General features: G+C 40.8%; 21 protein-coding genes and 1 tRNA gene. 12 read left to right on the top strand and 10 right to left on the bottom strand.

Translation table 11 applies throughout. The annotated features are described in order from the left end of the window. Positions 1–11 precede the first annotated feature (11 nt). The 3 genes from gatB to G8761_RS23570 all read left to right on the top strand — a co-directional run bounded on the left by gatB (position 12) and on the right by G8761_RS23570 (position 2,099). A complete protein-coding gene (gene gatB, locus G8761_RS23580; RefSeq protein ID WP_166030393.1) occupies positions 12–1,442 on the top strand; it encodes an Asp-tRNA(Asn)/Glu-tRNA(Gln) amidotransferase subunit GatB in 1,431 nt (476 codons plus the stop codon). A 213-nt stretch (positions 1,443–1,655) separates the two neighbouring features. Further along, positions 1,656–1,729 (top strand) — tRNA-Pro (locus G8761_RS23575). 61 nt (positions 1,730–1,790) lie between these two features. Further along, positions 1,791–2,099: an MGMT family protein gene (locus G8761_RS23570; protein ID WP_166030392.1), complete on the top strand. Its 309-nt coding sequence runs from the start codon at positions 1,791–1,793 to the stop codon at positions 2,097–2,099. A gap of 131 nt (positions 2,100–2,230) precedes the next feature. On the opposite strand, the gene G8761_RS23565 is transcribed toward G8761_RS23570, so the two are convergent. Both G8761_RS23565 and putP read right to left on the bottom strand, forming a co-directional pair. Next, the gene (locus tag G8761_RS23565; protein WP_166030391.1) at positions 2,231–2,842 is read right to left on the bottom strand and encodes an alpha/beta hydrolase; all 612 of its coding nucleotides are present in this window, start codon (positions 2,840–2,842) and stop codon (positions 2,231–2,233) included. Positions 2,843–3,369: 527 nt separating this feature from the next. Further along, positions 3,370–4,848, bottom strand: coding sequence for a sodium/proline symporter PutP (gene putP, locus G8761_RS23560; protein WP_166030390.1), 1,479 nt, complete (start codon positions 4,846–4,848; stop codon positions 3,370–3,372). A 311-nt stretch (positions 4,849–5,159) separates the two neighbouring features. Between putP and G8761_RS23555 the strand changes: the two genes are divergently transcribed. Next, entirely contained in the window at positions 5,160–5,627 is a 468-nt protein-coding gene (locus tag G8761_RS23555) for a thioredoxin family protein (RefSeq protein ID WP_338001023.1), read from the top strand. Positions 5,628–5,671: 44 nt separating this feature from the next. Here the strand turns inward: G8761_RS23555 and plsY are convergent, their stop codons facing one another. Then, on the bottom strand, positions 5,672–6,289 hold the full coding sequence (gene plsY / locus G8761_RS23550) for a glycerol-3-phosphate 1-O-acyltransferase PlsY (RefSeq protein WP_166030389.1): 618 nt from the start codon (positions 6,287–6,289) through the stop codon (positions 5,672–5,674). A gap of 97 nt (positions 6,290–6,386) precedes the next feature. On the opposite strand from plsY, the gene G8761_RS23545 reads away from it, so the two are divergent. Beyond that, positions 6,387–7,160, top strand: coding sequence for a class I SAM-dependent methyltransferase (locus G8761_RS23545; protein ID WP_166030388.1), 774 nt, complete (start codon positions 6,387–6,389; stop codon positions 7,158–7,160). 25 nt (positions 7,161–7,185) lie between these two features. Here G8761_RS23545 and G8761_RS23540 read toward each other — a convergent pair whose 3' ends face one another. Further along, complete coding sequence (locus G8761_RS23540) at positions 7,186–7,629, bottom strand: Lrp/AsnC family transcriptional regulator (protein WP_166030387.1); 444 nt, start codon at positions 7,627–7,629, stop codon at positions 7,186–7,188. A gap of 120 nt (positions 7,630–7,749) precedes the next feature. Here G8761_RS23540 and G8761_RS23535 point away from each other — a divergent pair, with 120 nt between their 5' ends. The 7 genes from G8761_RS23535 (at position 7,750) to rlmD (ending at position 14,395) form a co-directional block, all read left to right on the top strand. Then, a complete protein-coding gene (locus G8761_RS23535; protein ID WP_166030386.1) occupies positions 7,750–8,229 on the top strand; it encodes a hypothetical protein in 480 nt (159 codons plus the stop codon). After that, entirely contained in the window at positions 8,229–8,774 is a 546-nt protein-coding gene (locus tag G8761_RS23530) for a cysteine hydrolase family protein (RefSeq protein ID WP_166030385.1), read from the top strand. The genes G8761_RS23535 and G8761_RS23530 overlap by 1 nt, the downstream gene beginning before the upstream one ends. Before the next feature lie 96 nt (positions 8,775–8,870). Continuing rightward, positions 8,871–9,383, top strand: coding sequence for a DUF3231 family protein (locus tag G8761_RS23525; RefSeq protein ID WP_166030412.1), 513 nt, complete (start codon positions 8,871–8,873; stop codon positions 9,381–9,383). 238 nt (positions 9,384–9,621) lie between these two features. Then, entirely contained in the window at positions 9,622–10,563 is a 942-nt protein-coding gene (locus G8761_RS23520; RefSeq protein WP_166030384.1) for a diacylglycerol kinase, read from the top strand. Between the two features lie 251 nt (positions 10,564–10,814). Continuing rightward, positions 10,815–11,366, top strand: a complete 552-nt coding sequence (locus G8761_RS23515; RefSeq protein ID WP_166030383.1) for a cysteine hydrolase family protein — start codon at positions 10,815–10,817, stop codon at positions 11,364–11,366. A 63-nt stretch (positions 11,367–11,429) separates the two neighbouring features. After that, complete coding sequence (locus G8761_RS23510) at positions 11,430–12,899, top strand: nicotinate phosphoribosyltransferase (protein WP_166030382.1); 1,470 nt, start codon at positions 11,430–11,432, stop codon at positions 12,897–12,899. 116 nt (positions 12,900–13,015) lie between these two features. Beyond that, a complete protein-coding gene (rlmD, locus tag G8761_RS23505) occupies positions 13,016–14,395 on the top strand; it encodes a 23S rRNA (uracil(1939)-C(5))-methyltransferase RlmD (RefSeq protein ID WP_166030381.1) in 1,380 nt (459 codons plus the stop codon). Between the two features lie 19 nt (positions 14,396–14,414). On the opposite strand, the gene G8761_RS23500 is transcribed toward rlmD, so the two are convergent. The 6 genes from G8761_RS23500 to G8761_RS23475 all read right to left on the bottom strand — a co-directional run bounded on the left by G8761_RS23500 (position 14,415) and on the right by G8761_RS23475 (position 19,528). After that, positions 14,415–15,902, bottom strand: a complete 1,488-nt coding sequence (locus G8761_RS23500; protein WP_166030380.1) for a recombinase family protein — start codon at positions 15,900–15,902, stop codon at positions 14,415–14,417. Further along, positions 15,899–16,060 (bottom strand): hypothetical protein, encoded by a 162-nt coding sequence (locus G8761_RS23495; RefSeq protein ID WP_166030379.1) that lies wholly within the window; start codon positions 16,058–16,060, stop codon positions 15,899–15,901. Before G8761_RS23495 ends, G8761_RS23500 begins: the two co-directional genes overlap by 4 nt. 153 nt (positions 16,061–16,213) lie before the next feature. Further along, complete coding sequence (locus G8761_RS23490) at positions 16,214–17,755, bottom strand: recombinase family protein (RefSeq protein WP_166030378.1); 1,542 nt, start codon at positions 17,753–17,755, stop codon at positions 16,214–16,216. After that, complete coding sequence (locus G8761_RS23485) at positions 17,752–19,167, bottom strand: recombinase family protein (protein WP_166030377.1); 1,416 nt, start codon at positions 19,165–19,167, stop codon at positions 17,752–17,754. The genes G8761_RS23490 and G8761_RS23485 overlap by 4 nt, the downstream gene beginning before the upstream one ends. Next, positions 19,168–19,335, bottom strand: a complete 168-nt coding sequence (locus tag G8761_RS23480) for a hypothetical protein (protein ID WP_166030376.1) — start codon at positions 19,333–19,335, stop codon at positions 19,168–19,170. Positions 19,336–19,387: 52 nt separating this feature from the next. Beyond that, on the bottom strand, positions 19,388–19,528 hold the full coding sequence (locus G8761_RS23475) for a hypothetical protein (RefSeq protein ID WP_166030375.1): 141 nt from the start codon (positions 19,526–19,528) through the stop codon (positions 19,388–19,390). Positions 19,529–20,074: the final 546 nt, after the last annotated feature.

Genomic DNA, 20,074 nt, shown 5'->3' with positions numbered 1-20,074 from the left:
GGGTGAAGGAAATGGAATTTGAAACAGTAATTGGTCTTGAGGTTCACGTTGAATTAAAAACAGACTCAAAGATATTCTCCGCCAGCCCAAACCACTTTGGGGCGGAGCCAAATACAAATGTTACGGTAATTGATCTTGGATATCCAGGTGTTCTGCCAGTTTTGAATAAAAAGGTAGTTGAATTTGGAATGAAGGCATCAATGGCACTGAATTGTGAGGTTGCCACCCACACCAAATTTGACCGTAAAAACTATTTTTATCCTGATAACCCTAAAGCCTATCAGATTTCTCAATTTGATAAGCCGATTGGCGAACACGGCTGGATCGAGATTGAAACAGAAGCCGGCGGGAAAAAGAGAATCGGGATCACTAGAATCCATTTGGAAGAGGATGCAGGAAAGCTTACACACGGCAAGGGGTATTCGCTCGTTGATTACAACAGACAAGGAACCCCACTAATTGAGATAGTGTCTGAGCCGGATATCAGCACCCCGGAGGAAGCGTACGCTTATCTTGAAAAATTAAAGTCCATTATCCAATACACAGGTGTATCGGATTGTAAAATGGAAGAGGGATCACTTCGCTGTGATGCGAATATTTCCATACGTCCAGTTGGGCAAAAAGAATTCGGTACAAAGACTGAATTGAAAAACCTGAACTCTTTTAACTTTGTAAGAAGAGGTCTTGAATACGAGGAAAAGAGACAGCGTGAGGTTGTTCTTTCCGGTGGGGATATTGATCAGGAAACCCGCCGCTATGATGAAGCGACTAATTCCACGATTCTCATGAGGGTAAAAGAAGGATCCGATGACTATCGTTATTTTCCGGAACCTGATTTACTCGATCTCTTTATTGACGACGAATGGAAAGCAAGAATACAGGCTGAAATCCCCGAGCTTCCGGATCAGCGCAAAAAGCGGTATATGGATGAGTTGGGACTGCCAGGCTATGATGCAGGAGTGCTCACAGCTACCAAAGAAATGGCGGACTTCTTTGAAGCTTCAGTTGATGCCGGAGCGGAGGCAAAGCAGGCCTCCAACTGGATCATGGGCGAATTATCAGCCTATCTAAACGCGGAACAAAAAGAATTGCAGGACATAAAGCTTAAGCCAGCAAGTCTTGCGGAAATGATCAAGCTTATAGAAAACGGCACCATCTCCAGTAAAATCGCTAAGCAGGTCTTTAAAGAACTATTGGAGGAAGGCGGAAGTGCAGAGGAAATCGTTAAATCCAAAGGACTTGTACAGATTTCCGATGAAGGAGCACTTCTTAAAATCATTGGGGAAATCATCGATGCTAACCCGCAATCCGTTGATGATTTTAAAAGCGGAAAGGGAAAAGCAGCAGGATTCCTGGTTGGTCAAATCATGAAAGCAACAAAAGGCCAGGCAAATCCTCAGCTAGTAAACAAGCTGTTAAATCAGGAACTGTCTAAAAGGTAATCTATAAAAAAGTTGTCGGAAAAGTGATGAACTTATTTCGACAGCTTTTTTTCTATTTCCCGTGAAAATAAATGATTAGATCAAATTAAAATCAAAATTTAATCAAACGTTTGATTAAATTAGTGTATGTGGGATTAGACTGAAAATTGTCAGCTTTTGCTTGCAAAAGTGTATTAAAAATGGAAGCTGGGCAGTGGTATAATTAAATTGCAGCGGGATATAGCTCAGCTTGGCAGAGCACTAGCATGGGGTGCTAGGGGTCGCAGGTTCAATTCCTGTTATCCCGATTTACGAGGGTCCTTTCCGCTAAGGAAAGGACCCTTTTGCAGTTTAGGAGAGTGACTGATATTGGAACGATTTACAGAAAGGGCCATTGCAATCATCAAAGAAATCCCTTCAGGAAAAGTAATGACCTATGGGCAGGTCGCTCACTTTGCAGGAAGCCCAAGAGCAGCCAGACAAGTAGTCCGGATTCTTCATTCAATGAGCCAGAAATATCAGCTGCCCTGGCATCGGGTGGTGAACTCTAAAGGGGAAATTGGCTTGAAAGAGGAAGGCCAGTTCATCCAAAAGATGTCTCTTGAAAGCGAGGGAGTAAAGTTTAATGGGGATTTAATCAACCTTGAGGTTTACCAGCACTGGCCTGAGATAGATTAAGAATAAAAAGGCACGGAGTTCCGTGCCTTTTTGTTTTATGATGGTATACAAATTTTTCTTTTTAAAAATAGTATGTGAATATTTTTTTCGGAATTCAAAACTACTTTAAGTCCACCACTTTATCTCCTAAACTAAAAAGCTGAGACTTTCTCCATAATTCCTTTAAGGATATCAATTGATTGAATAACATCATTACTCTTTTCAATCGAGTGGTTAACATCTTCGATTAAATAACAATCCAAATTCTCTTTTTTATTAAGTACATCAAATCTTTCAGGCGAATAATTGGGATCCTCCGTACCTATATAAACCTGGCCCTTGTTGCCTGCTTTCATTAAAGCTTGATAAACAAAGTCTTCGCTGATAAGCGGCGTGAACCATATTAGGTTTGCAGAATCAAATATTGGATTTTTTAGAAGACCAGAAAGAGCAATCGTTCCAATCGATTTTGCTGCAATATAGTAATAATCATAGTGGTGCTCGGACAATACTGAATTGACCACTGTTTGTACATCTTCAGTAAATGTTTCATCGCTTAGTGCTTTAGGATACTTGTAATTTACCTGAAGAACATCAATCCCTCTCGTAAAAAAGCTTCCGGCAGTGTAGTGCAGCAACGGAGCCTGGGCTGTATATCCAGCACCAGGCAATATAATAGCTAATGTATCCGCCTTTTTTTCTTGCTGGAAAAAAGTAAAAGGAATCTCTATTGAAGCCTTCACTGTTTTACTAATAATCTTCAAATTTATCACTCCTCTTAAGGAAATTATACGATATTTCAGAAAGCTTTCTAGATAAATTTGTAAGAGTGAATTTTAATTAGTGCTCAAATTGGGTCGCCAAAGGGAAAAGGGGTAACTAAAGATCTAGTATCGTTACCCCAAATGGGTCACCAAAGAGAAAAGGGGTAACTAAAGGTCCAGTATCGTTACGCCAAATGGGTCGCCAAAGGGAAAAGGGGTAACTAAAGGTCCAGTATCGTTACCCCAAATGGGTCGCCAAAGGGAAAAGGGGTAACTAAAGGTCCAGTATCGTTACCCCAAATGGGTCGCCAAAGAGAAAAGGGGTAACTAAAGGTCCAGTATCGTTACCCCAAATGGGTTGCCAAAGGGAAAAGGGGTAACTAACGCTCTAGGATCGTTACCCCTAAAGGGTTAAAGGGAAGGTGGTGACCAAAGGACCCCCCTAATCAAGTCCCAAAAAAGAATAGTAACTAACCTTGCCCCAAAATAAAAACTGTGCCAGTAACATCGGCACAGCCTCAAATATATTATTCGTGTTTTAGTAATCTGACGCTTTCATTGAATTCTTTTTCAATAGCATCATTTTTCTGGTAGGTGATCATGCTGACAATCACAGCAACAATTAAGTTAAATGCAAAGCCTGGTACAATTTCATAGAGTGTTTTTCCAAGGCCAAGATTGCTCCATAGAATAACCGTTATAGCGCCAACTACCATACCCCAAAGCGCTCCCCATTTGGTCAGCTTTTTCCAATATAAGCTTAGAAGGATGACAGGACCAAAGGAAGCCCCGAATCCTGCCCATGCATAGGCAACAAGTTCTAAAATGGTATTGTTTTGCTTAAAAGCTAGTGCAGCAGCAATAAGAGCCACAATGAAAACTGCCAGGCGCCCAAGAGTAACCAGTTCTTTGTCACCGGCATTCTTTTTTACAACCACTTTGTACAAATCCTCTATCAAAGCACTGGAAGTAACAATTAATTGGGAAGATACAGTACTCATAATTGCAGCCAGTACAGCAGCCAGTACAAATCCGGCGACAAGTGGATGGAAGAAGATTTGTCCAAGCTGGATAAAGACAGCTTCAGCATTATCTAATTTATAATGGGTGTTGTTGTGGAAGAAAGCGAGCCCAATTAGTGCTGTGAAAATCGTACCTAAAAGTGAAAAAATCATCCAGCCCATACCGATGCGGCGGGCGCTTTTCGTTTCCTTAATAGAAGTAATAGCCATAAAGCGGACAATGATATGCGGCTGGCCAAAATACCCGAGTCCCCAGGCCATTGCTGAAACAATTCCCAGGAAACTAGTCCCTTTAAACAAATCAAGAAGTGTGGGATCAATAGCACGGATTGTATCAAAGGTTTCCGAGGGGCCGCCAGTTTTAAAAATCCCGATGATAGGCACGAGCATAAGCGCTATAACCATCATTAAGCCCTGGATGAAGTCGGTGTAGCTGACGGCAAGAAAGCCGCCGAACAAAGTATAGGCGACAACGACACCACCGACAATATAAAGTCCTGTGTGGTAATCAACGCCGAAGGAGCTTTTGAAAAATACAGCTCCGGAAACCAAACCGGATGAAACATAGAAAGTAAAGAAAATAAGAATAACAATACCGGATACAATTCGCAAAAGCTTTGTATCATCTTTAAAACGGTTTTCAAGGTAACTTGGAATTGTAATTGAATCATTGGCCACCTGGGTATAAGACCGTAAGCGAGGTGCTAACAATCGCCAGTTAATATAAGCACCGATAGTAAGGCCAATAGCAATCCAGGCTTGGGCAAGACCTTTTGAAAATATTGCTCCAGGCAATCCCATTAGCAGCCATCCGCTCATATCAGCCGCACCTGCACTCAATGCTGTAACGGCAGGGCCTAATGAACGTCCCCCAAGCATGTAGTCCGTGAGATTGCTTGTTTTTCGATAGGAATACCAGCCGATAAAAAGCATTCCGGCCATGTAGATCCCGATCGAGATCATTTGAAGAACCTCATTTGACATATACTTTCCCCCTTTGTCATGATGGAATAGGTTTTAAATAATATTAATTTTCTAAAAATAATCCATCTTCTATATTTATATATGAAAACTCATTTTTCTGTCAATTTTAATATTTTCTCGGAATAGTAATTAGTCTATCTGGAAAGTGAAATGTTTTAAAGACAGCAAATAATTGTAAAAAAGGAAGAGAAAGCGATATCATGTGAATAAAGGAGGAGTGCAAAATGAGTCTGAATGAATGGTTTCAAAAAGGTATGACTGCAGAAGAATACATCAACGGAATGACAAAAAATAAAGAAGAAATGTAATCAATTTACAGACAGTTTGAAGTGAACCAAGAGGAGAAGGGAAAGCTTCAAGCTTTAAGGGACAAGGGTTTAAGAACAATCGTAATAACAGAGGATTGGTGCGGGGATGCATTGCTAAATAATCCGATTCTGATGAAAGTCGCAGAGGAAGCCAATATGGAGGTGCGCTTTTTACTGCGCGACCAGAATCTAGAATTGATGGATCAATATTTAACAAACGGAACTTCTAGGGCTATTCCTATTTTTATTTTCATCGATCAGGAAGGGAATGAAGCTGGCGTTTGGGGTCCCAGAGCACCGCAGATGCAGGAAATGGTTGATAAGGGCCGGTCAGAGATTCCTGATAAAGAAGCACCTGATTTTCAGGAAAAGCAGATGGCTATGTACAAAGGCCTTATGTCCTCTTACTTAACAGAAGAAACGATTTGGCGCGCAGTCTCTGCAAGCATCATTAATACCTTATCTAAATGAAAAAAGACCCCGTTGAATGGAAAGTCAGCGGGGTCTTAATATTTCTACAATTTTTTAGGCGGAATTCTATCCTTTTTTAACTTTTTATCATTAATTTTCGGTTCAATGCCAAGAATGAGATTACGAATATTGGATCGGTGTAAATAAAGAAGTAACAAGGAGAAAAGGAGGAATAGTATTTCGAACCCTATATTCTGTGACCAAAGAGAATAGGCCAGCAGGGAAAGTCCAACTGAAATGGATCCCAAAAAAACATACTTTGTTAAAAAGATGACTGCAAAAAAGGCAAGATAAGCAGCAGAAAAGAGCGGCAGGCTGATAAAAATTAGAGTGCCCGCAGTGGTTGCAATCGCCTTTCCCCCACGGAATCCGGCGAAAATCGGAAAGCAGTGGCCAACCACCGATGCCATTCCAAAATATAGGGATTCATATTCGAGGTGGAAAAGAGCGGGCAGGCTGGCGGCAAGTACTCCCTTTCCAACGTCAAAAATTAGCACCACTATCGCAGCTGTTTTTCCAAGAACCCGGAGCGAGTTGGTTGCACCCGGGTTTTGGCTCCCTAATTCACGAATATCTACATCAAAAGCTATTTTTCCAACAAGAAGAGCCGTCGGGAAACTTCCAATCAAATAGGCGGCAAGTAATAATCCTAGGAACATCATTATTTTCCCCACTTTCTAAAACAAGCTCTGACAAGAATAAATATATTCATTTGTAGTAGGACAATATGCTTTTTTAAAAAAGAGAGGATCGAATGGGATGACAAACTTTGGTGAGGTTGCAAAAAGCTATGCAAAGTCAAGAAATGATTTACCGGATAACCTGATAAGAAGTCTTAATGTCCGGGGGATTGAATTAGAAGGGAAAAAAGTGGCGGACATTGGCTGTGGCACAGGGGTCCTAACAAGGGAACTGGCTAAGAGCGGTGCGATTGTAACCGGAGTGGACCCTTCTGAAAAGCTGCTTGAACTGGCAAAGAAAGAAAACAGCGAAATCATTTTTAAAAAGGGAAGTGCCGAAGAGACAGGACTTGAATCAGGAATCTATGATATTGTCACGGTTATGCGGGCCTGGCATTGGTTTGACCGCGAGAATACCATAAAGGAAATGAAAAGGATTCTTAAGCCAGAAGGCATGCTCATTGTAATAGACTCTGGATTTTTATCGGGTCATCCTGTCGTGGAAAAGACCTTCGTTGTTATGAAGGGATTTATCAAAGAGATTAACCCGGCAGGGTCAAAGGCTGAGTCGAGACAGCGGATTAATGGAATGCCTGTTGAATGGTTTGAGGAATGGCGCCAAAGCGGCCTGGAGACAAGCGATTTTTACAGACTATTATATAATGTGGAATTTTCAAATTCTGAATGGGTGGAAAGAGTGGCTTCGCTTTCCTATTTGGCTGATTTGCCTGAACGGAAGCGAGAGCAAGTTCTGGAAGCGCTTAAGGAAGCCCTCGGGAAAAAGTGGGGAGAAACGGACCTTCACATGATCCCCCATGATTGCAATATTTGTGTTCTCCACATGAAAGATTAAGAGAGGGTCCTCCGCGGCCCTATTTTTACTTTTCATCTAATAGGCTTTTCTCAATTTCAACCTTTGAGAGAGCAATATGAGTAACTGTTTCTGCATATCCTGTAATTTCATTAATAAAAGTCTCAAGATCCTGCAGGGCCTTAACCCTTAATTTAACGATATAGCATGCCCGTCCTGCTATACGGTAGCAAAACTCGGCATTTGGATTAACGGCAATAATACGGCGGAACTTTTCGTATTCTCCCTGCCTCAGTGTTACCTCCATAAAGCAATCCACCCCATAACCCATCTTTCCATAATCAATTGAAATGGTGTAACCGTTTATAATCCCTTCGCTTTCCATCTTTCGGACACGCTCTGTAACGGAAGGGGCGGAGAGATTAACTTTCTTGGCCAGCTCGCGCATAGACTGGCGGCTATTGGCCGAAAGTTCAGCAAGAATCCTTTTGTCGGTAGCATCTAAAATCATTTGAAAGGTCACCGCCATATTTATCGTTTTATTTTAAAAGTATTTTCTGAAAAATTGTTTCACGTGAAATACTATTTCTTTTACCAGCATTATACTATAAAAGGGAAAGGATGGGATGAAATGCCAAGAATTTTTTTGCCAGAAAAAGAAATGTCCAACTTTGATACTGCGCTTTCGCTTGTACCAGAAATAAAAGACCTTTATGACAGGCTTTATCACTTTTTATGGGAAGAGGTTGACCTGCCAAAAGATGTGAAGGAAAAAGTTCGCCTTCTGCTTGCTAATATTAATGGCTGCCAGACGTGTATGAGCCTTTCCTATACAGGTGACCCAGTCTGGAACGGGCCAATTAAAAGGGCTGTAAATAGCAGTGACTATTCAGGTTTCATGGAGTTTGATCGGAAGCTGTTCTCCTTTATAACAAAATACCGCTGGGATCCTAAAGAGATAACGGATGAAGAAACCGCCTGGCTGGGGATGCACTTTACCGAAACCCAGATTATCAAACTGCTGGCACTGATTAATTTGTTTGATGGATTCCATAAGATGATCGTAAGCCTTGACCTTTATGATTTTTGTTCAATAGGAGGAAGTAGATAATGAAAAGAGGTCTTTTGTTAATAGATATTCAAAACGCTTTTTTAAATCCCTGGTGGGGAGAAAGGAATAATCCTGAAGCTGAACAGAATGCCATAAAGCTTTTGAAAAATTGGCGGGAAAAAGGCTGGCCTGTTTTGCATGTTCAGCACACTTCAGAAAATCCGGAATCCCTTTTTTATAAAAACGGTCCCGGACACAGCTTTAAAGAAGGGTTTGAACCTATTGCTGGTGAGCCAGTCTTTCAAAAGTCGGTCAACAGTGCGTTTATTGGCACTAACCTGAAGGAACATCTGGATGCAAACGGACTACAGTCACTGGTTATAGCTGGTCTTACAACTCCCCATTGTGTTTCCACAAGCACCAGAATGGCAGGGAATTATGGATATGATGTTTATTTAGTTGAGGATGCTACAGCTGCTTTTGAATTAAAAGGGATCGATGGAAAAGTGATGGATCCGCAAACGCTTCACGATACAGAGCTTGCCATCCTTAACGGCGAATTTGCAAAAGTAAGGTCAACCCAAGAAATACTGAATATCAGATAGTTGCATATCTTTTTCATAAAGCATGCAAACTATAAAGTGTGGTTCTCAATCCTTCTTAAGGAGCTGCATATGAAAAATAGTTTGAGGAGTGTATTTATGGGAATTTTAAGCGGAAATCCACAAAATGAACCTTTGCATTACGGAGAGGTATTTGGGGTTTGGAGCTATCTGTCCACTGCAAAGGCATTAAGATCCGGTTACCAGACCACTCTCAACCATGCTGGTGACGGTGACTTGAAAAAATTGATTGAGGAAGCAATTGGCGGGCTAAATCATGAGATCAGCCAGACAGAAGGACTTTTAAAAGAAAATGGCGTGGGACTTCCGCCAACCCCGCCAGACCGTCCAGCAGCTGATCTGGAAAGCATTCCTGTTGGAGCAAGGTTTATGGATCCTGAAATTAGCGCCGGAGTCTCCATGGATATTGCTGCCGGCCTTGTAGCCTGCAGTACCATTATCGGACAATCCATTCGCGAGGACATTGCGATGATGTTTGGCCAATTTCATACCGCTAAAGCGATGCTTGGAGCAAAATTTTTAAGACTGAATAAAGAAAAAGGATGGCTCATTCCGCCTCCTCTACACCTGAATTCACCAGGAAAAGAATAAACTTAAGCCAAACGATCAAGAAAGTCTTCCGTCGGAATACAGCCGGCGGATTTTCTTTTTTTGCAAAAAAAGAAAAAAAGGTTATCATAGTAAACGGGATTTTAAAAGTAAACACTATAATTTATGCCTGTGGAGCATTGCGGGAAGGCTCCCTTTGAGATAAGATAATAATTGGAAGAATATGCAATTGACAGGGCATCCGAAGAATAAATTTATTTCGATAATAGGATGATGAAATGTGAAAAGAGCTAGAATTATTTATAATCCAACATCGGGGCGGGAGGCTTTTAAGCGTAAGCTTCCGGAGGTGCTTCAAAGACTTGAAGAAGCGGGCTACGAAACCTCCTGCCATGCTACAACCGGAGCTGGGGACGCAACGAGCGCAGCAAAAATAGCTGTTGAACGCCAATACGATGTTGTCATTGCTGCTGGCGGAGACGGAACAATCCATGAGGTAGTAAATGGTTTGGCAGAACAGGAATACCGTCCAAGACTCGGAATTATCCCAATGGGAACAACGAATGATTTTGCACGTGCCCTTCAAATTCCAAGGGATATTGAAGGAGCAGTTGACATCATTATTAAGGGCGACACGATTCCAGTAGATATTGGAAAAATCAATGAAAAATATTTTATAAATATAGCCGGCGGCGGCCGAATTACCGAGCTTACCTATGAGGTGCCGAGCAAACTGAAAACAATGCTTGGGCAGCTTGCCTACTATTTAAAAGGCATGGAGATGCTCCCTTCAATTAAAGCCTCCCACGTCAGAATCGAATACGACGGAAAGCTTTTTGAAGGTGAAGCGATGCTTTTCCTTGTGGGACTGACCAACTCAATCGGCGGGTTTGAAAAATTGGCACCGGATGCGTCAATTAATGATGGACTTTTCTCTTTGCTTATCTTGAAAAAAATAAATCTGGCCGATTTTATCCGCATTGCCTCTCTTGCCGTTCGTGGCGAGCATGTTAATGATGAAAATGTGATTTACACACAGGCCAATCGAATTAAAGTTAGTACAACTGAATCTGTTCAGCTTAATTTGGATGGTGAGTTTGGCGGATTTCTGCCATCAGAATTCGAAAACCTATACCGCCATTTGGAGGTATATGTTCCAATTGATGATATCAGGCCGCTCGATAAGCCGACTGACTGGGTCCCGGGAACAAGATATAGCTGATAAAATGTAAAGTAAGCCTGCTCCGTGATGAAGCGGGCTTTTTATATAGAAATCTTCAGTAATATTGGATAGATGGGAAAAAGTAATGGATAGACTTTAAAGGTCATCGATAGAACCGAAGAACTCCGGGAATCTGGATGTGTCTTTATCTCTCTTTATAAAGGAAATATTCTTATAAAGAGAGAATTAAATGGTATAATGACACCATTCAAGACAGGGTACATATTTACTGCGGATAAGGGGGATTTAGTTTGGAAAAACGGGCTTTATTCAATATTGATTATACTTTTGATTTTGTTGCAGATGCCGGGGAACTTACATGCGGCAAACCCGGACAGGCTATTGAAAAAAAGATAGTAGAATTGACTGAAGAGTTTATTAAAAATGGAGATTACACGGTTTTCGCAATTGATGTTCATGACAAAGGTGACGAGTACCATCCGGAAACCAAACTGTTTCCGCCTCATAATATTCGCGGTACCAGCGGACGGGATTTATTTGGGGAATTGCAGCCTCTTTATGATGCCAACAAGCATCTTTCAAATCTCCATTACATCGATAAGACTCGATATTCTGCATTTGCCGGTACAGACCTTGAAATCAAACTGAGGGAACGCGGAATTACCGAGGTCCATCTTGTAGGAGTCTGCACCGATATTTGTGTTCTTCATACAGCAGTAGATGCTTACAATAAAGGTTTTAAAATTGTTGTCTATAAAGAAGCAGTAGCTTCTTTTAACCTTCCTGGACATGACTGGGCATTGGGTCATTTCGAGCAATCGCTCGGCGCGGTGGTTAAATAGGCTAATTAATGTTAAAATGGGTTAAAATGTTGAATAACCTGGTTAGCATTCTGGAGGTCAGTCATGAAACATATATACTCGGATGATAGTTTTACCTTACATACGGATTTATATCAAATCAATATGGTAGAGACCTATTGGAGAGACGGAATCCATAATAGAAAATCAGTCTTTGAACTCTTTTTCCGCAAGCTGCCGTTCGGAAACGGCTACGCTGTGTTTGCCGGCTTGGAAAGAGTAATCCAATATATAAAAGATTTCCGTTTTACGGAAGATGATATTCATTATTTAAGAGATGAACTCGGCTACAAGGAAGATTTTTTAGAATATTTGAAGGATCTTCGCTTCACCGGAAGTATCCGCTCCATGAAGGAAGGCGAGCTTGTTTTTGGAAACGAGCCAATCCTTAGGGTAGATGCTCCCCTTGCCGAGGCACAGCTTGTTGAAACGGCTTTGCTAAACATTGTGAATTACCAAACATTGATTGCAACCAAAGCCTCACGCATTAAGCAGGTTGTTGGAGACGCTGTTGCAATGGAATTTGGAACACGCCGGGCTCAGGAAATGGACGCAGCTATTTGGGGAACACGCGCTGCTTATCTTGCGGGTTTTCAGGCAACTAGTAATGTGAGGGCGGGTAAGCTCTTCAATATTCCAGTTGCCGGTACGCATGCACATGCAATGGTTCAGGCCTATAGGGATGAGTACCAGGCATTCAAAAAATATGCTGAAAGCCATAAGGACTGTGTTTTCCTTGTTGATACCTATGACACTCTTCGTTCCGGAGTGGAAAATGCAATTAAAGTAGCCAATGAAATGGGCGATAAAATCAACTTTAAAGGAATCCGCCTTGATAGTGGAGACCTTGCCTATCTTTCAAAGGAATCACGCAAAATACTGGATGCTGCTGGATACAAGGATGCTATGATCGTAGCATCAAGTGATTTGGACGAGTATACCATCTTAAATCTTAAGGCCCAGGGTGCTAAAATTGACAGCTGGGGAGTCGGTACGAAACTAATCACTGCTTATGACCAGGCAGCTCTTGGGGCGGTCTATAAATTAGTTTCGATCGAAAGTGAGAAGGGAGAAATGGAGGATACGATTAAAATTTCCTCCAATCCTGAAAAAGTAACAACACCGGGCTTGAAGAAAATTTACCGGATCATCAATAACGTAAATCACCATGCAGAAGGGGACTATATCGCGCTGGAAAACGAAGTGCTTCCTGAAAAGCGTCTGAGAATGTTCCACCCAACGCATACTTATATTAACAAGGTTGTTACTAATTTCACTGCAAGGGAATTGCATGAGAATATTTTCGAAAATGGTGAGCTTGTCTATGAAAATCCATGCCTTGAAGAATCAAGGGAATACCTGAAGGCGAATTTAGATTCACTTTGGGATGAATACAAGAGGACCATGAATCCAGAGGAATATCCAGTTGACCTTAGTAAAACCTGCTGGGAAAACAAAATGCGCAACATCGAAGAAGTAAAAGAAAAAGTAGATGCAATGAAAAGCGAAGATTAGTAGTGAGCTGGCCTAGAAGGGTCAGCTTTTTGTTTTCAATAGACTATCCACTGTTTCGCAATGTACTTTTATTTATGTTAAAATCCTTTTATCCAATCAGGAAAAGGAAGTAGAAAATGACTAGAACCGTTCCAGTTCAAAAAAATGATTATATAGAAGCTGTTTTTGAGGATTTGACCCACGATGGTGCAGGTGTTGCCAAGGTTGATGGCTATCCGGTTTTCGTTCCGGGAGGACTGCCGGGAGAAAGGGCTAAAATTAAAATTATAAAAGTTAATAAGGGCTATGCAGCAGGCAAGCTAATTGAAATCCTTGAGAGAAGCCATTTTCGCATAGAGATTTCAAGGGAGAATGCTCATAAATATGGAGGCTGTCAAATTCAGCATATCAGCTATGAGGGACAGCTGAAGTATAAGGAGAACATGGTGAAACAGGTTCTTACCCGAATCGGGAAGCTCGATGATGTAAAGGTCCACCCTATATTGGGGATGGAAGATCCTTGGCATTATCGGAACAAGGCGCAGGTTCCAGTCGGAGAGAAGGATGGAAAGCTGATTGCTGGATTTTTTAAACCGAGGAGCCATGAAATCGTTGATACAGATGAAAGCTTAATTCAGATTCGTGAAGTGAATGAGGCCATTCAGGCTGTAAAAAATATAGCTGATAAGCTTGGTATTCCTGCTTATCACGAAGAGTCTCATAAAGGTGTACTCCGCCATATTATGGCCCGTTACGGAAAACAAACTGGTGAGTTAATGGTTGTACTGATTACCAAAACACCGGATATTCCACATAAGAATCAACTGGTGGAACAAATCATTGAGCGTCTCCCTCATGTGAAATCCATCGTTCATAACGTTAACTCGAAGCGGACCAATGTCATTATGGGAGATAAAACAACCGTTCTTTGGGGAAATGAAGTTATCTATGACTATATAGGAAACGTCCGCTTTGCTATTTCAGCACGTTCCTTTTATCAGGTGAACCCGGACCAAACGAAGGTGCTTTATGAAAAAGCCCTTGAATATGCAGAGCTGAGTGGCGAAGAAAATGTAATTGATGCTTATTGCGGAATCGGAACCATCTCGTTGTTTTTGGCCCAAAAAGCGAAGCAAGTATTTGGAGTTGAAATCGTGCCACAGGCTATAGAAGACGCCCGCCGAAACGCAGAATTGAACGGAATTGAAAACGCTGAATTTGCAGTGGGAGAAGCCGAGGTTGTAATTCCTAATTGGTACAAAGAAGGAAACACAGCTGATGTTCTCGTCGTCGACCCGCCCCGCAAAGGCTGTGATGAAGCTTTGCTCCAGACCATCATTGAAATGAAGCCTAAAAAAGTCGTTTATGTATCCTGCAATCCAGCTACACTTGCAAGGGATCTTCGTATCCTTGAAGATGGAGGATACAAGACAATTGAAGTGCAGCCGGTAGACATGTTCCCGCAGACTACTCATGTTGAGTGTGTCTCGCAACTCATTTTAAAAGAAGGCAACTAACCCTTATGGGAGTTGCCTCTCATGTTTCTTGTAATGGATTTACAAAACTATATTTGATGTGAATTGTTCCATCTAATTGACAGGTTACTTTTTCCACTAATGAATTAAGTATTTGAGGCGTCAAATCCTTAAGGTTAAGCAAGTCACTAAGCTTTTCTTTAAGGGTCGCAATATAATCCTTATTTTCGCACTCAATCAAGTCTTCATTTAGTTGCGCCTGTTTAATCAGGAGGGATTCTACTTTGGCATCAAGTGTTTGCTTTAATTCCATTAAATCTTCTTTCGTTATGATGCCTTCGGTATACAGAGTCACATGCTTAAGCTTTTGATTCCGGGACATTTCAATCTCTTTTAAGATGGATTTCAATTCTTTTTGAACGGATTGTTTTTTTGAATTTAGTTTACCAAGCATTGTTTCCATAAAGGTCCCGTTGCTTATTGTAGTGAACAGTTCCTTTAGGTCTTCCAAAATCACATTCTTAAGTTCCTTTTCCCGAATGGCGACTTTACTTTGGCAGAAATGAGCTCCATGTTTAATGTTGCCGCCGCACCTATAGCCTTTTTGGTTTGCTTTGTACCACATTCCTTTATTGCATTCTTCACAATAAAGGACATTGGTAAATAGATGCTTCTGTGGAGCGGTACCAGTTCTAGTTCTATTTGCCATCATTGCTTGTACTGTATTAAAAAGTTCCTTGGCAATGATTGCTTCATGGGCATCTTCTGTAATGATATATTCCTGCTCACTTGTTTGGCGTCGTTTAGAAGAGGTTACCGATATTGTTTCAGACCTTCTTTGGACGAGGTCACCAACATAGTGCTGGTTACTTAAGATTCCTTTGATAGTAGAAGAATGCCATAGGTCCGAAGCATTGGCTTTGTTTGCTGCCTGAGCGGGAGTAGGGATTTGTTCTGCTGTTAAATTTTTTGCAATGGTATCCATACCCGTTCCGCTTAAATAGTCCTGAAATATACGGCGGACGACATTGGGAGTATCATCGTTTTTTATTTTAAGCATTCCATTTTCCAAACCATATCCATAAGGAGGATGTGAACCTACAAACTTTCCCCTTTGCGCTTTAACGCGCTTGGCCTGCTTATTCCTCCGGCTGCTATTGGCTGATTCATTTTCATATAACCAGGCATATAATCCAAAGTTATTGGTATTGCCTTCAATAGTATTTATGGAATTGTCCATGCACACGATGTGAATTCCATGGTCGTTACACATATCCCGTAACTCGTATGAAAGCTTACCATTACGCGCCAGACGAGATAACTCTTTGGATAAAATCACATCATACAATCCGTTTTTTCCATCTTCAATCAAAGCTTTTAATCCGGGCCTATTTTCCTTAGTCCCTGATTTCTTATCCGTATAGACTTTAACAATCTCCCAATTTTCTTGCTTGGAAGTGTAGTCCCGGAAAATATCGATCTGATTTTCAATAGACGTCCGTTGGGAATCCAATTCTGTTGAAACACGAGCATATATTACACATCTCATGCACAATCACCACCTAGAGTAATTTTTTCATGAGATGCTGGTGAGTTTACAGAATTAGTATTCACCATTTTTTCTATTTCTAATGTTAAAAGTTGCTGCAGAACCGTCCTTACATCAACAGCTTTTTCAGGCCCTGCATATGACCTTATTACCTTCATTATTTCCCTCTCCCAGTATTTTTTCTATGTTGGTTATTTTTCGGTTTTTCGTCCATACTATGGATATCAGTTTCTGTTTTTCATCCATATTGGTATACCAATACGGATGAACTACCGAACATTTCTTAAAGGAAAGCCCTGTAGACAGGGCGCTTAAGAAATGTCGGTATTTTGTATTCCGGTGGTTTGAATATGATTCGGTAGTTTATCCATTTGTAGCCCTCGTTGTTTCGGGAGTTTATCCAGTGGAAGTAATTGTTCAAAGAAGTTCTCGCAAAAGATAAGCTTTGGTGGCTTTTCCGGCGATATTAAAATTTCATCGACAAAGTAAAGAATGATTAACCGCTTCTCTGTAATCGCCAGAGAAGCATCTAGTAGTTGATTGAAGCGATGGGAAAAGAAATCTGAATCGAGCGCTCCTTTCAATTCATCGACTGACTTTGAGTAGGAAACAAGGTTATCAATTGAGGTTTTGTACTTTAACTGCAAGAAGGCTGCTGCTTCTTCGAGCTCCTTGTCACCTTGTTCTTTTGCAATACAACCCTTTGAATGGGCTTTGTCAATAGAGTTTTTTAAATTGGCTATATTTTTTTTGATGGTCTGTTGGAATTGTGTAAGGTATGCTTCTGATGTTGTTTTCATTGTTTGTGCAGTTATAGAAGATTGCACATGCTTGAAAGTTTGAGGTAAAAGCTTTTCGTGTAATTCATCGATGGCTAGTTTGTAATTACAGGTCCGACATACGTAATATTGGTATTGATATGCAATGCCGTTTCTTTTAGTTGAGCCGTTTTGGGTGGCTAGTTTATCACCACAATCAGCGCATTTAAGTTTATTTAAAAAGAGGAAAGGTGTATCCAGGCGGCCATAATTACTTTGAAGCTGAATATTAATGTCACTAATTTGTTTAAGAAGGCAATCAATTAAGGGTTCATGGAAATCCTGGAATTCGTATTTCCTTTCAGTCTTTGATTTTTGAATATCCCATATTAGCGTTCCGGTGTAGACAGGGTTCTTTAAAATGTTTTCTATCGTGCTTGATCTCCATGCTTTGCCAGATGGTGAAGGAACTTCAGAATCGTTCAGAATGGTTGCTATTTTTCCCATTGATACACCCCAGCTATGAAGGTAATAGATAAAAGTGACAATCTCGGAATCTTCATTAGGAATAAGCGTTTTATTAACCTGCTTATATCCAAAGGGAACTTTGGAGCCTGGCCGTGTCTTTTCCTCGGCTTCTAAATGGGCAATCAAGTTTCCAACAGCGCGGCTTGATTTAATTTCTGACTCTTGTCGGTAAAGTAAAAGAGCGATTTTGTTTTGTTCATTATCTGGATTAAAGGGATTTTCGGAATTGGTTGTATATACTAAAATATCCGGAATAACTTCCTTTAATGGTCGATAAAAGTCCAGTACAAACGTGTAAGCTGTCCGGTCCATTCGGGATTCTTCATAAAAGATTACGGTAGGAATTTTTGTTTCGATCATCATTTCCTTGAGTCGCATCAGCTCTTTTCGCTGATTGGCTCGCTTGTTATATGCGCTCGTAACATCTTCGATAATGATAAATTCATCCGGGACACTTAGTCCTTTTCTCCGTGCATACTCCAGGATGTGGGCTTTCTGTATTTCAACACTATTGTTTTCCTGCTGTTTATAAGAGGAACGGCGGACATAACCAAATGCTAAAGTCATACTGTATCATCTCCTTCGAAAACAATTGCCTTTCCCATATCCTCAAGGTAATCAAAATAGAAAGCATCTACTTGAATGTTATCCCCATAAATATAAATTGCATTTATGAGCATGTCACAGAGCATTAAGGGATTGGTTTTAGTTTGGTTTTTTAGTGTCCCTTCAATAATTTTTATTACGGATTTGTTTTTCTGGAGTGCGCTTTGATATTCTTGGATTTGTTCCAGGCAATTATAATACTCCTGTTTTAAAAGCTGTTGTCGTTTATATAAAGGGTCTTGCTTCCAGTCGGCAGAATACTCATCAGATTCAAGGACTATTTTCTCCGTAATCCCACTAAGATTTAGGTCAATGATATCCATTTCCGCTTTCAATTTCTTTTTAATTGTTCTGTAACAACGGATAGAGTGGTCGATAAGTTTTTCTTCATCGAGGTTTTGAATGATTTCACTCAAAATGCACCCAACTAATTTAGATAGGTCTGAAAATGAAATATTTACATGGGGATGCAGTTTGGAAGAACAAATATAATGTGCGCCGTTAGATTCTTCTTCAATCTTGTAAATAAGAGGCTTCCGGCAGTAACCGCAATAGGGAATGTAAACGTTTTGGGCCTTAAGCGATTTTTTTCGTTCAAGAAAAGATTTAAAAAATTCTCCTTTGGCTCTCTGGAGTTGTAAAAATTCTTCAATAGAAATATAAGAGGTGACATGATGGAGCTTGTTTGTTCCCCTTTCCAGGTCATATGCTGCGTAAAATGGATCTGTAGCCATGGAGATTAATTGCTCATCTGTTTTTTTGAATCTTTTCCGATACTCCTTCGTGATCTTATATAAATCATCAAGGGAACCAATTTCCTTAAGAGCAGCAAAGTATTGTTGTACGCTTTCCTTTTTGGAGGAGTCATGTAAGAAATGCTTTGTCTCTTTTTGTTTTTGGTAACCAAATTTTTTCGCGGGATATCTTAATCTTGCCTCCCGGCTTCTGCGGGCGATGTTTTTCCCCTCAATGTCACTAAACATGCTCAGTAATCCTTCTACGAAAACGTCATCACTTGCTGGCATGTTTCCATTCCCCACAGATGTGTAAATCACCTGGACATTATACTTAGCACGTAAGTCATTAAACTCCATGCCTTCGTAAAAATCACGAAACAAGCGGCTGCGGTCAAAGGCATAGATAGTGTGGACTTTAGTATCCTTTATCAAAGAAATGAGCCTTTGCATCTCTGGCCTTTCATTGATGGCTTTTTTGTTTGCGGAAGTGGCTATTTCATTGATAATTATAATTTCCTCATCCGGCAATTTCTCTCGGTAGGGGAGGTCAGCTGCCTCCTGTGTTATGATATCTTGTCCTGCTGTACTTACTCGCCGGAAGAAAACATGTTTTTTCTGAGTGTCAATAGATTGCATCTAATGTACATCCTTTCTTTCTCTGGATAATTCATAAAGCAATTTTGCCTGCATTCTGTGTGGAATATTAAGCTCTCCAATTAGAAGGCGTGTTATCAAGTGTTGAATCCACACTTTTGAAACCGGATTTGATTCGGGGATAGAGCTTATTTGTACTCGTCGTCTCATTTAAATCACCTCCACCCGTTATCTTTCTCAGGCAGAGGCATAAATTATTCCGCTATTCTTTTAATAGGTGCTCCTCGAAAAGGTCAAAGGAGAGCTGGACACTCCCTTCCTGGCCGCCTTTTTTAATTACAACGGTAATAAGTCCACGGTTCCGGCCAGGGAAAGGGTTACTGGATATTTGCTGTTTTTTCATTTCTAAGCCTCCTTTGATTCTGGTACTCTTTAAAGCCCTCATATAAAAAGGGTGAAAGAGTACCTTTTTCCAAAGGTCTTCTTAATTTGCTGATAAAGGGGGAGTGGTTGGCGCTCATGAAAGCATACCCCTATCTCTCAGACGCCGGATTGCAGCCTGTGTATTGTTGCGGATCTTATTTTCACGATTTTTTTTCGTGGTTGTTTTCATGGTGTTTATTCCTCCATTTGTTTTTTTATGTTCGGTAGTTCACCCACCGGCAAAAGGAACATAACCATTTCTGAGGAAAAGTCAAGAGGAATTTTTATAGCCATAAAAAAAGAAAGCCCCGCCGGAATATAATACGACGAGGTTTTAGGCAGTTTAAATTATAGTATTATTGTTTATCTTTCTTAAACTAAAGCACCCGTTAGCCATCCATGAAGCGCAAAAATCGGCGCTTCACCACAGAGAATGAAAATGGTCACAATCCGTCAATACTGATTCTACGGCTGGATGAGGAAGGTCGATGAACTATGGTGCGTTAGAGCCCATCCGTTAGTCTGA

Origin of the sequence: Neobacillus terrae (assembly GCF_011393025.1) — a bacterium.
Lineage (GTDB): Bacteria > Bacillota > Bacilli > Bacillales > Cytobacillaceae > Neobacillus_A > Neobacillus_A terrae.
The sequence above is the reverse complement of the archived record's forward strand: the minus strand, read 5'-3'. Positions and strand labels throughout refer to the sequence as shown.